The sequence below is a fragment of the Desulfitobacterium sp. LBE genome (assembly GCF_007830365.1).
In the GTDB taxonomy this organism is placed as follows: domain Bacteria; phylum Bacillota; class Desulfitobacteriia; order Desulfitobacteriales; family Desulfitobacteriaceae; genus Desulfitobacterium; species Desulfitobacterium hafniense.
On record NZ_VLKD01000001.1, the window covers coordinates 2486569 to 2502284 of the forward strand.

The following is a 15716-nucleotide window of genomic DNA, read 5'->3' on the forward strand; positions in this document are numbered from 1 at the left end:
CCTCCCTTTGCCTGACTACTTCCGCTCAATTTCGGTAACGCATTCGTTTTTGATCCTTCCCACCAGATATTGGAGAGCATCCACCACATGAGGCCTGATATCTCCTCCTATCAGGACAACCATGATATCATCACCCAGCTCAAGCTGACCTTCATTAAGCCAAACCCTGACATGGAAAATCCCGTCCATCTTATAAGTTTCCGCAATTACTTCATCAACCTTTGCCGCATCATAAGCGAATTCCATGCCTTTTACCATGGACCCGTCATCAATTCCCTGGCGCACTTTTGCCTTAGGCGTTTGACGCACAACGCCATTATGAACCAGAAACATTCCCTCCTGTACTGCCGCCGGATCAGCTTTTGCCTCTTTGAGCCACTCATCAATCGATGGCGGCGTTTTTTTCATTTTTCCATTAATCATAAATCAAAACACTCCTTCATTGATATTTAAAGCAAATACTTAAAGCACCCTGCTTCTGTACGGCCACTCCCTGAGCAGCTAAAAAATTCCGGGTATCAAATAAGCCATATAGAGCCCCAAACCAAAGGATACCGCATTGGCAACCAGGGCATAGAAGGGAATAAGCCATCTTCTCTTCAAATCCTTACCGCTGTATTTAGGCAGAAGAGCAGAATACACCCCTGCTTCAATGACAAACACAAGAAATTCCATCCAAATATAGTTAAATACAAACATCATACTCCCTTGATTATAGTTGATAACATTGAGCAGGATGTTCAGGATCGATTGAGTAACAACATTTACAGTTCCTATAAGCAAAAGCTGCTTTTTGGCTCTGAAACCAAACAGTAGCGCAATCAGAACTTCAATCGCCACAGTTGCGATAATTCTGGCCAGAAGAGAAATCAGTTCCCATGTATAATTATAATTCCTCACCGCTTCGATATTCTCAATGGGTGTAATTGACTTTAACTCCAAACCTTTCACATCGGCACTATAATAACTGTGAAAAGCATAGCGTTCATATACTTCTCCACTAACGGCAAATTGATCATATGCCGGAAAGTAAATTAGAATTTTAAACTTGGGCGGTGGATAGTACCCCCAGGTAAACTGGGCTGTCCCGCTGCATTCTCCGAAATACTGCAAAAAATAATATCCGTCTTTGTCCTGATAGGAAAGGAACTTTTCCCAAATCTCATAATCTTCATCACCTTCATGATATCTTTGGTTACCAGGATGTTCTCCTAAGGCACTATGAGGTCCAGTGGAAACCATCTCAGACAGCAGAGTTACATAATATCTTTCGTCTTCAAGACCCTTGAAGTCAATAACCACGGAAGGCTTAGGGCCTATATCGGCATAGACTGCCATGGGCATGACGGTAAACATAAGTATAATGCCCAGCACTATGGAAAATACTTTCCTTTGCAAAAGCTCCACCACCTTCCACTAACCTTACTTACTCGTACTGCGCAAATGATTCATAGACCGGAGAGCCATTCTTATCCAAACTTTAGCTATCTTTGCCCGGAAGCTTATCTATCAGCTCCTCGATCTTTATGATAAGTAATTGATCATTTTGGGTTTTCCTCTTCTCATCTACATCCCACCATGGAAGGCGGAAGTTCCTGACCATAATGGCAATCTGTTGTGACAGTTTCAAATATGTTCTGGGCCGTCGCCTGTTACACACTGCTTCTTTGCAAGAAAAAACATATCGTTCGTTTTGCTTCCATCACTTTCAAGATATTCATCACGTTGAACTTCATTAATCTTTAAACCGTTCGTCCATAATACATTCGATATAAACTCTTCCGAATAGTAATTAAAAAATATGAAATCATTCGAACTAAAACTTGTCGTCTCGAAACCAGATTTGCTGCCTTCCATACAACTTAGGTACAATAGCCCCCCTTCACGTAATACTTTGCTAATATCTTGAATAAACATCCCAGCTTCCTCATCTGTTAAGTGCGGTAAGCAAAAGGATGCTATTACTGCGTCAAAGGCATTTTCCTCTAAATCCATATTCCTAATATCTCCTACCCTAAACTCGACGCAGGGGGAAATTACATTTACCTTTGCATGCCTGATCATTTCACTGGAAAGATCTATCCCTAAAACCTCGAATTCCTTATTCAATTCAATCAATTGCTTGGCTACATTTCCAGGACCACATCCAAGGTCAAGCACTTTTGCTCCAGCCGCTAAAATTCTGCCAAAGGATTGAATTCTCTTAGCATACCCAGGAAAATTCATAAACTTTTCTTCATACAAACCAGCATGTAAGTCGTATGTTTCGATAGTCCGCTCTGTTTTGTCCACTTTAATCTCTCACCTCATCGATCACTTTCTCGATAGACCTTATCCGCAGTAACTAAGCAATATCACTATACTTATCAAAGTAAAAAAGACAAAAGCTTTCCGCATTATACTCTCTCCTACTACCATTCCGACTTCATGATATCAGCACGTTTCTTCGCAAATTCAGAATCTGTGATTAATCCGTCCTCTTTAAGCCTATTAAGCTTGCGTAGCTTTGCCTCAAAATCCTCTTCCCTATTAATACCTTGATGATTAGGCTCTACATCTATCTCCCAAGAAGCTACACCTTTATCAGTAAAGTAATTATAAGCATGCATTCCTGCTATAGCCATCGCCATTATGGTCCAAAAAATACCGAACATCCCCATCATGGGTATAATACTAAATCCGATAATAACAAAAACGGCCCCACCGATCATCCCAACAAAAGACTGAGATTTACTCGGTTTAACACGCACTCTTCTCACTCTGATCCCCTCCATCCATATTTAACCCTATCTATAAAAACAGGCTTCCTTAATCAGGTTCCGGCCATGGAGCAATATAGCAAAACCAGCTCTCCCCTACAAAGTGCCTATAAAGTACAATTCAATATATACTTAAACATTCCTCCAATTTATCCACTTATTTTACAAATCGTACCTGCCCTGGCTCAATAATCAAACTTATTTTGCCATTGCTCAAGCCAATCACTATAATTTATGGAGTGAACTTCTTCCAATGTCTTGCCATCAAGAGACCAATAGCCGCCGGCCATTGGTTCGTCGATAGCCGGATAGGAAATTCCGCCGACAACCTCTTTATCAGCAATATATACCCAGACACGGGTTTCACCCTTTGACTTTACGATATTCTCAGGATACCTGCTTGTAGACTGCCAGTTATCAAAAGGATGATTCTTAATGATGAACTTTTCCACATACACCTCTTTGCCCAGGTGCTTGCTGGGATCTTCCCTTTGCAATCCCCAGTAAATCATATAAGGCATGCTCATGAGCTTTTCCTTAGTCAGGATATAGTTTTCTGCGTTACTCTCATACGCAATAATTTCGTAGCCCTTATCTTTTAGGTAATCCGCTCCTATGACGCTATTTTCACTCGTTATCTCTTTAGTAGAACACCCGCTAAGCAAGAGAGCTATAATCATAACCGCAAAAGCAACTATTCTCTTCACTTTACTCGCCTCCATTTAATATAGACGCTGATAGCGATATCTTTCTTCCCGATAATTTCATATAGTTTAAATAATCACACAGGCAATAATCTGCCGGATTCCCGCAAACACCACCGGACAGAAAACTAACGGCGGGAAATTTCCCGCCGTTAGACCTGTTTTTTCTTTAACGTCCTTTTCATCTGGGCATTGTTTGTCTCAGCAACATACCGCCCCGCTCTTCACCAGCAACCTTAGCACCATCATAGAGCTTTCAGATATCCTGTTCACAATTGACTACCGCACCATCGGATTGGCTAAAAAACGAAATTCCCAAACGTTTGGGAATTTGACCTATACTTAGACTGTCCTGCTCCTGAGCCTATATGGCCACCCGCCACCTCAATCCGAAGACTCTCTCCCCCAATAATTATCATGGAAAAGCTGCCATAAAACTTCGCCATCTTTAGACTTGCCACGAATTTGATAATAGTCCTTATTCCCAGGTTCTGTTTGAAACGCAACAAATCTACGGGAATTCACTTCAGCAATAGACAATAGTTTCTTTTCCGTATCCGTTTCATATTCGACAGTTATGATTTCCGGGTCAATTACTTCGAGTATTCCGAAGCAGTCCAGGCTCGACATTCTTACCGGATCGTCAGGCTTATAAGGCTGTTGACCCATGTGCGCAAAAGTCCACTTATCGGATTTCCATCTATACACAGATGACTCAAGAATCTTGGTTCCATCAGCAAACTCACCATCAAATAGTTCAAACTTTTTCTCCCCATTTGGGGTTAACAACCGAAGTACCGGCCCCTGCTCATCAATACCGGTCTCTATTATGAACGGCTGCGTTCCTCTTATCGGAGGATCATCGAAAACGAAGCAGGTTGTTAAGGCTAATAATCCTCCCAGCATAACACTAACTATTGCTAGATATATTAGTCCTTTAACACCGGCTTGCAGATGCATCAGTAATTCCCCCAAATCACTACTTATAACTATTTAAAGCTTCCTAGGCATTTGCTAATGATAATTCTCTGATAGCATTCCTGGGATTCCCAATATGTCCCGTTATCAACTCTTTCTACTGTATATCGATAAATGAAGTTTCCGTGAAAACGCTGCCATATCTACGCAAATCGTTTAGATCGCTCTGTAATAGACCATTGTGATCATACAGTTCGATCGCTTCAACATCCGCAACCGGTTTCGAAGAAATGATATAGCCTGTTCCCACAGGTTCCTCGATTCTTTCTCCGTTTTTAAACTTAACTAAAATGTTCCGTATATTAACAGGTTTTTTAGTATCTGTTTCCATTTCCCATTTAGTGTTATTGAAATTTCCAAATACTATAGCATTACCTTCATATTCCAATAGATTGACAGTAAAACACATACTAATAGGTGTAAGGCCTGTCGCCCTCTTCTCAATTCTCTTTTCTGCATTGATTAAGAATAGCTCTGTTGATGAATGGCCGTCGCCCGAATATTTTTCCGCCAAAACTAAAACCTTATCGTCTAACGGCCTTTGAGCAAGAATCATTAACTCACCTTCGTTCGTAGGCTCGAACCTCTTATAGTAAGATTCTACGCTCTCATTTATAGTACTCGTTGCAGAGCCTGGGTGTGCTGCACACCCTGTTGTAAAACTTAATAAGCTATATAGAATAACTATGAAAGTCAATGCCCGCCTTTGTTTTACCATTTTATACTCCTCGCACCTTCCGGTTTGCTACCTGAATCAACTTGTTTGCATCCACTTAAAGTAAGCGAAAAGATTAATAAAGCTATCACCAGAACTAACATATTTCAGGAAACTGTCATATTTATGTCCCCCATTCCACTCCGAAACGGATGGCGGTTCTTCGCATTGCATAGTGTATTACCCTTAGGAGTTCCCGCCACGTCCTAAACAGACTTTCGCATCATGAATACTGATTCGACTCCCTCAAAGCCAAACTGTTCATACAACCCATGAGCATCTCGGGTTACTAAAGCGCTCCTGACATTTTTGAACTCTGGTGTCTCCAGAATACATGCTATCAACTTTTTGCCAAGCCCTTTTCTCCTATGCTTTCTATCGATATAAACATCACTTATCCATACCATGGTTGAATAGTCGGTCACAACACGAGCAAAACCAACCTGCTCTTCTCCATAATATACTCCGTAACAAAATGAATGCTCTATCGTTTTTTCAATAAGTTCCCTTGTTCTGTCAGCAGCCCAGTAACTATCGGACAAGAATTCCTTCACCCGAGCAGCTGACACCAACAACTTATCATTATTTATGATATACCCCCCAAATTCCCACCTCATCATAAAGCCCCCAAACCTATTTTTATGGATAAGCTGTTTTAACACCATTATACCATTTTCTTCTCCAAGTACATTTATGATTACTTAACTCAGACCCCTATACAAAACCCGGTGCGCAACTGCCGCACCGGGTTCTTCAGAAAATATAGCCTAGAGAATCTTATCTTATTTTAAATGGATATTTTACATTATTCTTTAACCGAATAAAGGATCACCGCCAGATATTCTAAATCAACGTCCCCAATATTCTCAATGGAATGAAAATCCCCCTCTTTACATTGAGTCATATCCCCAGGCCCAAGTTCGCAGATGTTGCCGTTATCGTTAACAAGGGCTTTTCCTTTGAGGATATAGTAGGTTTCGAAATCACCGACGTGGGTATGCTGACCGATAGAGCCCCCTGGGGGAATGATGCTGACCCCGAAAAGACGACCGGTGCCGTACATCTCATTCTTCTGTAGAATATTAACAATACGGACCGTATCCTTGCCGCCTTTTAAATTCGGCTCCAAGTCGATAGGCAAATCTTTGGCTTTCTTAATCATAATTATCCTTACCTTTCTTCATAGTAATTATTGCAATGGGGGTATAAATATTATTGCATATTCAGGATCAAATCATAGATAACAGCAACCGCTTTGGCTATATCGGCATATTCGGTCCATTCCACAGGGCAGTGGCTCCTGCCGCCCTTACTCGGCACAAATACCATTACTGTATCCAGAACCTGACCGATAGCCAACGCATCGTGTGTCCCGCTCCGGAAGGCATGCGCTGCCAACTGTAGCCATGAGCTTTGCAGCTTGTTTGCAACATCGACAACATATCCTCGTTTAAATCGACGGGTTCAATGGTCAGCTTATTATGCATTTCAAAATATTCTCCGGAACAAGGCCATATTCCTGCATAGCTTCGTAAACGGATACATCATCTTTATCTTTATACTGATGCAGATTCTCAAGGGTAACCTGCCCCAGCATTGCTTTGGAGGCCAAAATAACCGGTGCCAAAGCGCATATCCTCCTCACCGCAAAAGCCAATGACAACAAAACTGCGTTTGAGCTGCACTTTGTTTTTGATAAGCAACCGGGCAATTTCTATGCCGGTCACGATACCGGCCAGCCCATCAAAATTTCCTCCGTTGATTACGGTGTCATAATGATCCTTTCTTTTTGCGCAATGCCAATACCCCTAAAAATAACAGCATAATTAGACCACTTAACAGAAACGTTTTCTTTGCACCCCATAATTCAGCCAGAAACCCTGCATAAAGGTTACCAAACGGGGGCAGCCCATTGTTCATCAGCGAATGCACCCCCATCACCCTGCCCCGGAAGTTGTCCGAAGACTGGGTTTGGATGAGGGAATTTGCAGTAGCCGAAAAGCAAATCATACAGCATCCCATGAGTCCAAAAACTATGGCGGCAGCAAAATAATTAGACAATGTGCCTGCTATAACAGACAGCAGGGAAAGACCCAGCGCACCACCCATCATGACACGAACATCGGGCTCCCGATAACTCTGCATAGCAACAAACAAAGCACCGACAATGGCCCCCACACCCAGAGAGCTCATTAAAAGACCATAACCCAATGCATTTTCACCAAGCTCGTATTTGGCCATGGCCGGCACCAAAATATTGAAGTTGATACCAATCGTGCTGATTACACCGACTATAATAATTACCAATAGGAGCAACGGGTTTTGTCTGACAAATTTCATACCTTCGGCCATTTCCTTTAAAATTGAGGTACGCGAATGCGTTCCCTTTGGATTCGTTACCGGGGGAGTATATTCTGAAGTCTGAGGCAACCTGTAGAGGATATAGATAACTCCTAAAAAACTAAGCCCATTAATAAAAAAACACCATGTCGCTCCCCATAACCCTAATAACACCCCGGCGACTGCCGGTCCAACCAGCCGTGCGGAATTAAAACTTGCTGAATTTAAAGCGATTGCATTGGTAAGATGCTCTCGTCCCACCAATTCGATAATGATCGCTTGTTTCGCAGGATTATTGATGCAATTAACGATACCAACGCCCATAGCAAACACCAGAATCATCCAATAGCGAACTAATCCAAGACCAATCAACATCGCCATAACCAGAGACAATAACATAAGTGCGCTTTGGGTAATCAATAAGATTCGTCTTCGCGGCAAACGGTCAATTAAAACTCCGGCATGAAGGGATAACAGCATTGCGGGGACATTCTGGAGAGCCGAGACCACTCCCATTAAAAAAGGAGAATCTGTCAACTGGAGTACTAGCCAAATCAAGCTGACATTTTGAACCCATGAACCAATCTGCGATAGAGTCTGCCCCCACCAGTACCATCGATAGGTGGTATGGGTGAAAGCCGGAAAACCTGATTGAAGTAATCCCTTGATTCTCATCAGCCCTCACCCCCAGCTAATTCGTTTTATCACACGTAACCGGCAAAGCTATTCCGCTACTACTTATTCCGTATTACAAGCTTCCCATGTCCCAATTCACCTATAATGTTCCCATCTTTAACGACGACTTCGCCTCTGACCAGCGTAAGTATTGGCCAGCCTTTGAAAATCCTTCCGAAATAAGGAGACCATGGACATTTCGATTTCAAATCAGCTTCAGTAAACTTTTTCTCCAAATCCATATCCAATACGACTAGATCGGCATCCGCTCCGGGCTGAATGACACCTTTCCTTGGATACAGGCCATAGATCTGAGCGGCGTTATAGCTTGTGGCTGCGACAACCTTTTCTAAAGTAACCAGTCCTTTATTCACTCCATCCAAGAGAGAGGGCAAATACGCTTCGAGTCCGGGTATTCCATAATGGGTTTTCCAGATATCATCCAGGGCCACTTCTTTTTCCCATTTCTCCGCGGGACAATGATCCGACCCGATGACGTCTATATATCCTTTCTCCAGCAGTTCCCACATCTTAAGTCGATTATCTTCTCCGCGCATAACCGGAGTAAACGCGAGAAATGGCCCCTGCTCTTCTGTATCTTCACGGACAAACGTAAAAAAGTGAGGACAGGACTCTGCCCAAATTCTAACTCCTCTTTGCTGTGCTTTTTTTATCTCTTCAAGACCTGCCGCCGAGCTGACATGGGCAATGACCGCTTTCGAATTCGTCTGTTCGACTAGATAGGCTACCCTGCGGATTGCTTCTATTTCAACCAGTTCCGGTCTGGATTCGTTATGGGCCATGGGGTCTTTTCGCCCTTGTTTTTGTAGTCTCCGTTCGAATAGTTTAATTAAGGTTTCATTTTCAGCATGGATGATTGACAGCCCGTCATGCCTGCTTAGCGTTTCGAGTATTTCCCATAAGGTGGCATCATCAACCCGTTCTTCATAAGTCATAAACATCTTAATCGCAGTAATTCCAGTTTGAGTCCAAAGGTCCTCAACCTGATCAACATTTGACGGTCTTCCCGCACCATGCAGGGCATAGTCGATATATCCTCTGCCCTCATAGGTTTGAGTATTGAATTTATACCCTTCAACATCAACCAGATTAGTTGTAGGCATCGCCATTCCGGTGGTAATGCCGCCGCAAGCACATGCTGCTGTGGCATGTTCAAAATCTTCACGATAAGTACGACCAGGGTCTTGAAAATGAATATGGGTGTCAATCGCACCGGGGATAATGAATTTACCCCCTGCATCTATTATCTCGCCAGCGCGCAATTCTGCTGTATTCTCCGCTATACACGCAATTTTTCCTTCTCTAATTCCAATCGAACCTTTAAACCGTCCAAATGGAGTAACGACAGTTCCATTCGTCAGTGCTCTATCTAAGTTCATAATTGCAACCCCCTCTTTCTAATTCTAAATATGCCCACCATCAACCCAAGGACACGGATACTACACTTCCCAATGCTTAGAGCAGCCGTATCACCGTTCCGCAAGCCGCGTTCTCGTACACCTTATCGTCCTCCACCACAGTGACACCGTTTACCAGCACTCTTTTTATACCTTGCGCATACTGCCTTGGGTTTTCAAACGTAGCTACATCGATAATCGTATCGGGGTCAAATATAACAAGATCTGCTTTCTTGCCAACTTCCAGCGATCCTCTGTCCGTCAAGCCCATGGCATCCGCCGCCTTTTTGGTTGTCTTGTAAACCGCTTCCTCCATAGACATAAGTTCGTTTTCTCTGGCGTACTTCCCCAAAAATCTTGGGAAGGTCCCATACACACGGGGGTGTGGTTTGCCCCCCAGCAAGCCGTCCGTACACATGTTGACTTCGGGGCGTATCATGTGATCCATAATACACTCCTCGGTGGTATAAAACTGAATCTTGCCGACCTTATTCTCTTCATCAAGCAGAAGATCCATCATGGCATCGATAGGCTCTTTGCCAGTCATTTCACCCACTTCTGTTAAATTTTTGCCAACGAACTTCTGGTTATGAGGTTTATTGACGCTTGAAACATAGGTTCGATCGTAATTGGATTTATTCAACGTCTTGCTTTCTCTTTCATCATCAATAAGGATATCCCGTTTTATTTTTTCCCGCTCTTTACTGTCTGCCAGCCGCTCCAGCAGACGGCTCGTGCCTCCCACATGGGCCCATGCCGGAATCATCGCGCCCATCATCGTGCTTCCTGCAGTATAGGGGTACTGATCAGCAGTCACCTCTACCCCAAGTGCTGCGATTTCCTCCATCTTACGATACAAATCAAAGCGCATCGTTTCATCCCCTGCGACCTGTAAATGAGAAATATGCAAGCGCACGCCACTTTCCCTGACAATGTGCATCAATTCATCCATAGATTCAAGAATTTTCTCATCCTGGTTGCGTTGATGAACAACAAATGGACGATTATATTTCTTGGCAACGCGGCAGAGCCGAACCAACTCCTCCGTTTGTGAATAAACACAGGGAATATAGATTAAACCGGTCGATAAACCCGCTGCCCCCTCCCTCAATTGCCGGTCAAGAATAGTCTCCATCCGTGTCATTTCTTCATCAGTGGCCGGTTTATCAGAGAACCCCATCACTGCCAGTCTGATATTTCCGTGGGGAGAGAGGCAGGCAAAATTTGAGCAAGGGGACTGACGTTCAATGGCCCTGAAATAATCATCAATGGAATCGTATACCCAGGAAATCTGATCAGAATCTCCGTTTAATCCCCCGATATTCCGACGCCAGTCCTCCGCATATTCTGCAGGAATCGGTGCCATAGCAACGCCATCCTGGCCCAGCATCTCAGTTGTAATTCCCTGGCGTATTTTAGGCAGAATTACTTTTTCCGTTAACACCAACACATCGCTATGGCTGTGTGTATCAATAAAACCTGGGCAGACCGCAAGCCCTCCTGCGTCAATGATCGTTTCATAATCTTCGGATGCAGGTACGTCCTCAACTGCAGTGATGGTGTCCCCAATGATCATGATTCCGCCTGAGAAAGCAGGCTTTTTCGTTCCATCATAAATCTTTGCGTTTTTAATCATTGTTTTTCTCATGAACATTACCTCTTTCCTAAGCGATTGATCTTTTTTTAATCGTTAAAGCAAGAACAGCTGCAGCAACGAGAGATACCACCAGAAGTAAAAACGCCGCATTGTAGGATCCGCCGCTTGCCTTGATCATGAAGCCCATTGCCGCCGGCGCCACTAAACCTGCAACTTGTCCGCCAAAATTAACCGCTGCTGAACCTGAACCCATTAAACTGGCCGGGAAGCTGTCACTGACCATAGTCCAGAAAACCCCCTGCGAAAAACACATCAGCCCATTGGCCAGGCATTGATAAAAAATTGTCATTTCCGTACTCGGCGCTACGAAGAGAAGATAAATAAATACACCGCCCAGTGCTGCCGCCCCGACGAAGAGCCATTTGATTTTATCTCTATAGCGATCTGCAGCACGTCCTCCAAGCAAAATACCGATCGCCCCAAACAAGAAAGGAAGGGAACCATAGATTCCGGTCTTCATGACTGAAAGACCTCTTACATTCATGAGATAAGAAGGCATCCATGAAGAAAAACCCCAAATAGCGATATCTGCTAAGAACCAAATGGCGATCATTTGCCAGAGTATTGGAGTCTTAAAAATGTCTTTAAAGCTGAGTTCGCTTTTATTGTCAGCAAGCAATTGTTTTTGTTCTTCTTCACGATCGGCCTGTAGTTCCGCCAGATCTTCAGGTGTCATCTGAGGATGATCAGCAGGGTTATCCTTAAATTTCACCCAGTAGTACACCCCGAGTAACACACCCGGTATACCAAGAACAAGAAAAACGGCTCGCCATCCGAGCACTACAATGATCGCCGCCGCCGTTATGGAAGCAAAAATATTTCCTATACTATTAGCCGTTGATTGAATTCCAATAGCCGTACCTCGCTCTTTGCTGGGGAAATAAGTAGTAAGGGTCTTATATGAGCTTCCCGGCAAAACCGCTTCCCCCAGCCCGAACGCAAAACGAACCAAAAGCAGAAGCGGATAAGAAAATACCGCACCAGTTAAGGTCGTAAAGGCTGACCACCAAATAATGCCGACACTTAACATCCGTCTGAATCCCAACTTATCTGCAAGCATACCACCGGGTATTTGAAATAGAGCATATCCCGCAAAGAAGGCGCTTAGAATCAGGCCTTGTGCTGCTGCATCAATATTAAATTCCTTTCCTATAAACGGCAATGAGAGCGTTATTACCATGCGATCTAAAAATGATAAGAACCAACCTAACCAGATAAATACTAAAACCGTGTGGCGGGCACCCCATTTAAATGTCTTTTTTGTTCCTTGATTCGGATCGACCTGCTTTGGAATTGCCATTATTATAGACCTCCTTTTTCAAGATTACTGTTATTTTTCTGCCCTGAAAATTAACTGAGTAGATTAATTCCAATTTGACAATAAGAAACTATACCCCTAAGGCCTCTTCTCTTAAAATCTTTTTACTAAAGTCTTGGGGCAATTACTTTGACTGGTTATTTCATCATTATTTAAGATGCTGTTTGCTCTCGGATTGTCACGGTAAGCCCCAATGACTCCAATTTCTTAATGGATTGCTTTACTATGATCTCTTTTTTGCGTTGTTCTAAATAATCAAATCCCAAATCGACATAGGCTTGTTTTCGCGTTAACAAGATATGGACCAGGGATAGGATAGTGTGTCCGACAGCTATTGCAGCTCTATTTTTCCCTCTTCGGGCTGCTATCCGATGGTATTGGGCCGATAGATACGTATTTTTTTGACGTGATGCTGCTTTGGCCGCCTCTGTTAAGGCACTTCGTAACTTCTTGTTTCCTTTACGTGTCTTCGCCGACTTCTTTTTTCCCGCACTTTCATCATGACCCGGAGTCATTCCTGCCCATGAGCATAGGTGTCCAGGTGTGGGAAATCGAGACATATCTGTACCTACCTCAGCTATAATTTGTTGAGCAATTCTTCTCCCTACACCAGGAATTGAATCTAATAACTCCAGGTCTTCAACAAAAGGGAGCATACGTTTCTCGATTTCTTCATCCAGTTCCTTGATTAAATCATCAAGATAGTCAATATGCCCCAACTGTTTTTCAATCATTAACACTTGATGCTCCCCTAGTCGTCCTTCCAAGGCTAGCTTCAAATCGTCCTTTTTCGCTTTGAGCTTTTTCTGTGCAAAATCGGCTAATACTTCCGTATCTTTTTCGCCCTGGAGTATTGCTTCCAGCATATTTCGAGCGGATACTCCCAAGATATTGGATGCCACAGAGGCAAGTTTGATGTTCCCTCCTTCTAGCACCTTCTGAATTCGGTTTACTTCTCTGGCTCGTTCTTCAATGATGCTTCGCCGATAGCGTACAATCTCTCTTAATTCTCTTTGGTCTCTATCAGGCACAAAACTCCCTTGAACGAGTCCATGTCGTAATAAACGGGTAATCCATTCTGCATCTTTGACATCTGTCTTTCGCCCTGGCACTGCCTTAATATGCTGGGCATTGACCAAGAGTGGCTGAAGATCTTCCACCTCCAAAAGGTTATAGATTGGTTTCCAGTAGTCACCGGTACTTTCCATCGCGACATGGGTGCAACGGCTGTTTTTAATCCAGTCAACTAACTCAATGAGATTTCGGGTCATTGTCCCAAATGTTTTGATCTCCTTTCCTTTAGGGGTGATGATGCAGGCTGTGATGCTCTTTTTATGAACATCTAGTCCACAACAACATTCGTGCAGTACATCCATAACCTACTTCTCCTTAGGCTGGTTTATATTAAGGCTGGTGCAACAAACCAATACGGGTTATTCTGCCCTGCGTGCTTCCCTTAGGAGCAACATTCTGTGATGCACCGGGTCGTTGTGGTCCGTCTGATAGACGGGCTCGCAGCACCAAGAAAGTACGACCTACCTTCGCCAGCCATAGTAGTAGTATGGACACAATTTTCATTCATCAGTGGTGCCGCTACGCGGCATTGAAGTCTGATAGTTATTACTTTTTGCAATTATCATGCCAGCAGGAGATTTACTTAAGCTTCCTCGTCTATTGATTTATTTAAGAATGAAAAACAGTTTTCACGCTCAATTTCTTGACAGGAACATAGGTTTTTCATTCTTAACTCCTCTTTAATGGCCGGCCAATTAACGGCCATTAACATCCATAAAACAAACTACCTGATATCATGTGAACAAACTGGTATTTCGGCCTTAATACGCCTCCGCCAGCTGCAGTATTGTATAAAAAAGCACATTCGTTCCGTCTCTACAATCTTCGGGGCTGCTATACTCGCCCGGATCGTGGCTTAATCCATCTTTCGAACGGACTATAATCATGCCAATTGGGCAAAGATCGGCTATTCTCATGGCATCGTGACCCGACCCAATCGACAGGGAAAAAGGCTCTAATCCCGCTTTTACACAGGCATTGATAATTATCTCCTGGATAGAGGGGTCACACGCAACCCCGTGGCTTTTGGAATGCTTAGTAACGGTAAGCTTTACATCGCGCATCTCACAGATCCTATTCGCCCGTTCAAGCACCCTTTTTTCAAAATCATCTCTGATTGAGTCACTGGCAGCACGCATATCCGCTATGAATTCTACTTTAGAGGGGATTCCTCCACCCGGGGGAGTGTATAGGTTATTGATGGTGGTAACGGCCACATCGCTTTCCTCTCTTGCCTGTCCCTCAATAGCCAGCATCACCTCGGCAGCTGCCATCAACGCCTCTTTACGCAATGGCATCGGTGTATTCCCGCCATGCCCCGGCTCACCTGCCAATAAGAATTTATCTTTTAATTGACTGTAAATGTTGATTAAACAGCCCACCGAAATCCCTTTATTTTCAAGCACCTTCCCCTGTTCAATATGCAATTCCACAAAAGCTTTCATCGTTTCTCGGGGTCTGACCGCCTGAGCGATCGCTTCGGGTGGGAACCCGGCCTGCCCCATCGCCTCTCCCATGGTCATCCCCTGCCCATCTTTCTCCTGGAGATCCTCCTCTTGCAATGCCCCTGTGAAACCCCGGCTCCCCAGCATGCCGCTGAATCTTGCCGCGTCCTCACCGGTAAAAGCAATCACCTCAATCGGATAAAGGGTCTGGATGTTATGCTCCTTCATGACCTGCAATACTTCGATTCCGCCCAGTACACCGAGTATCCCGTCAAAGTTGCCCCCGTGACTCACTGTATCCAAGTGTGAACCCGTTATAACTGCCGGAGCATCCGGGTTTTGCCCCTCCTTTCTCCCGATCAGATTTCCTACGGCATCTTCGTGTACGTTTAATCCAGCCTCCTTCATATATCCGGAAACCAAGTCCTTGACTGCTCTGTCTTCCTTGGTAAAAGCTGCTCTGGTCACTCCTCCGGATTGCTCTTTACCGATTTCACCAACCTCCATAAGCCGCTGCCATAATCTTTGCTGGTTAATCATTTTGAGTACCTCCCCAATAAATAGTGGCCCAGGGAGGCAGTACCCCCCTGGGAATCTTGCAGTAGAGCGTATGATCTTTTTCTGATTTAAGGG

17 protein-coding genes are annotated in these 15716 nt (G+C 43.9%); all 17 read right to left on the reverse strand.

Annotation, left to right across the window (positions count from 1 at the left end):
* Positions 1 to 15 precede the first annotated feature (15 nt).
* A complete protein-coding gene (locus tag DESLBE_RS11790; RefSeq protein ID WP_005807790.1) occupies positions 16 to 423 on the reverse strand; it encodes a molybdenum cofactor biosynthesis protein MoaE in 408 nt (135 codons plus the stop codon).
* Between the two features lie 78 nt (positions 424 to 501).
* Complete coding sequence (locus DESLBE_RS11795) at positions 502 to 1407, reverse strand: hypothetical protein (protein ID WP_243131394.1); 906 nt, start codon at positions 1405 to 1407, stop codon at positions 502 to 504.
* A gap of 219 nt (positions 1408 to 1626) precedes the next feature.
* The gene (locus tag DESLBE_RS11800) at positions 1627 to 2292 is read right to left on the reverse strand and encodes a class I SAM-dependent methyltransferase (RefSeq protein ID WP_144676933.1); all 666 of its coding nucleotides are present in this window, start codon (positions 2290 to 2292) and stop codon (positions 1627 to 1629) included.
* 119 nt (positions 2293 to 2411) lie between these two features.
* Positions 2412 to 2759: an SHOCT domain-containing protein gene (locus tag DESLBE_RS11805; protein WP_015943133.1), complete on the reverse strand. Its 348-nt coding sequence runs from the start codon at positions 2757 to 2759 to the stop codon at positions 2412 to 2414.
* Between the two features lie 185 nt (positions 2760 to 2944).
* Positions 2945 to 3466 (reverse strand): hypothetical protein, encoded by a 522-nt coding sequence (locus DESLBE_RS11810; RefSeq protein WP_243131296.1) that lies wholly within the window; start codon positions 3464 to 3466, stop codon positions 2945 to 2947.
* A 381-nt stretch (positions 3467 to 3847) separates the two neighbouring features.
* The gene (locus DESLBE_RS11820) at positions 3848 to 4423 is read right to left on the reverse strand and encodes a hypothetical protein (protein ID WP_172625423.1); all 576 of its coding nucleotides are present in this window, start codon (positions 4421 to 4423) and stop codon (positions 3848 to 3850) included.
* Positions 4424 to 4538: 115 nt separating this feature from the next.
* Complete coding sequence (locus tag DESLBE_RS11825) at positions 4539 to 5159, reverse strand: hypothetical protein (protein WP_041272650.1); 621 nt, start codon at positions 5157 to 5159, stop codon at positions 4539 to 4541.
* Positions 5160 to 5362: 203 nt separating this feature from the next.
* Positions 5363 to 5821, reverse strand: a complete 459-nt coding sequence (locus DESLBE_RS11830; protein ID WP_144676939.1) for a GNAT family N-acetyltransferase — start codon at positions 5819 to 5821, stop codon at positions 5363 to 5365.
* A gap of 140 nt (positions 5822 to 5961) precedes the next feature.
* Positions 5962 to 6318, reverse strand: a complete 357-nt coding sequence (locus DESLBE_RS11835) for a cupin domain-containing protein (RefSeq protein ID WP_005807804.1) — start codon at positions 6316 to 6318, stop codon at positions 5962 to 5964.
* Positions 6319 to 6368: 50 nt separating this feature from the next.
* Positions 6369 to 6554 (reverse strand): M20/M25/M40 family metallo-hydrolase, encoded by a 186-nt coding sequence (locus tag DESLBE_RS11840; protein WP_005807806.1) that lies wholly within the window; start codon positions 6552 to 6554, stop codon positions 6369 to 6371.
* A 73-nt stretch (positions 6555 to 6627) separates the two neighbouring features.
* Entirely contained in the window at positions 6628 to 6783 is a 156-nt protein-coding gene (locus tag DESLBE_RS26570) for a hypothetical protein (protein ID WP_157385247.1), read from the reverse strand.
* A gap of 143 nt (positions 6784 to 6926) precedes the next feature.
* Complete coding sequence (locus DESLBE_RS11850; RefSeq protein WP_144676941.1) at positions 6927 to 8171, reverse strand: MFS transporter; 1245 nt, start codon at positions 8169 to 8171, stop codon at positions 6927 to 6929.
* Positions 8172 to 8230: 59 nt separating this feature from the next.
* Positions 8231 to 9571 carry an amidohydrolase family protein gene (locus DESLBE_RS11855; RefSeq protein ID WP_144676943.1) on the reverse strand — a complete coding sequence of 447 codons (1341 nt, stop codon included), beginning with the start codon at positions 9569 to 9571 and terminating at the stop codon, positions 8231 to 8233.
* 76 nt (positions 9572 to 9647) lie between these two features.
* Positions 9648 to 11237: a D-aminoacylase gene (locus DESLBE_RS11860; protein WP_172625424.1), complete on the reverse strand. Its 1590-nt coding sequence runs from the start codon at positions 11235 to 11237 to the stop codon at positions 9648 to 9650.
* A gap of 16 nt (positions 11238 to 11253) precedes the next feature.
* Positions 11254 to 12546 (reverse strand): MFS transporter, encoded by a 1293-nt coding sequence (locus DESLBE_RS11865; RefSeq protein WP_144676946.1) that lies wholly within the window; start codon positions 12544 to 12546, stop codon positions 11254 to 11256.
* 170 nt (positions 12547 to 12716) lie between these two features.
* Complete coding sequence (locus DESLBE_RS11870) at positions 12717 to 13940, reverse strand: IS110 family transposase (RefSeq protein WP_144676948.1); 1224 nt, start codon at positions 13938 to 13940, stop codon at positions 12717 to 12719.
* Between the two features lie 459 nt (positions 13941 to 14399).
* Positions 14400 to 15623 (reverse strand): Zn-dependent hydrolase, encoded by a 1224-nt coding sequence (locus DESLBE_RS11875; protein WP_144676950.1) that lies wholly within the window; start codon positions 15621 to 15623, stop codon positions 14400 to 14402.
* Positions 15624 to 15716 lie beyond the last annotated feature (93 nt).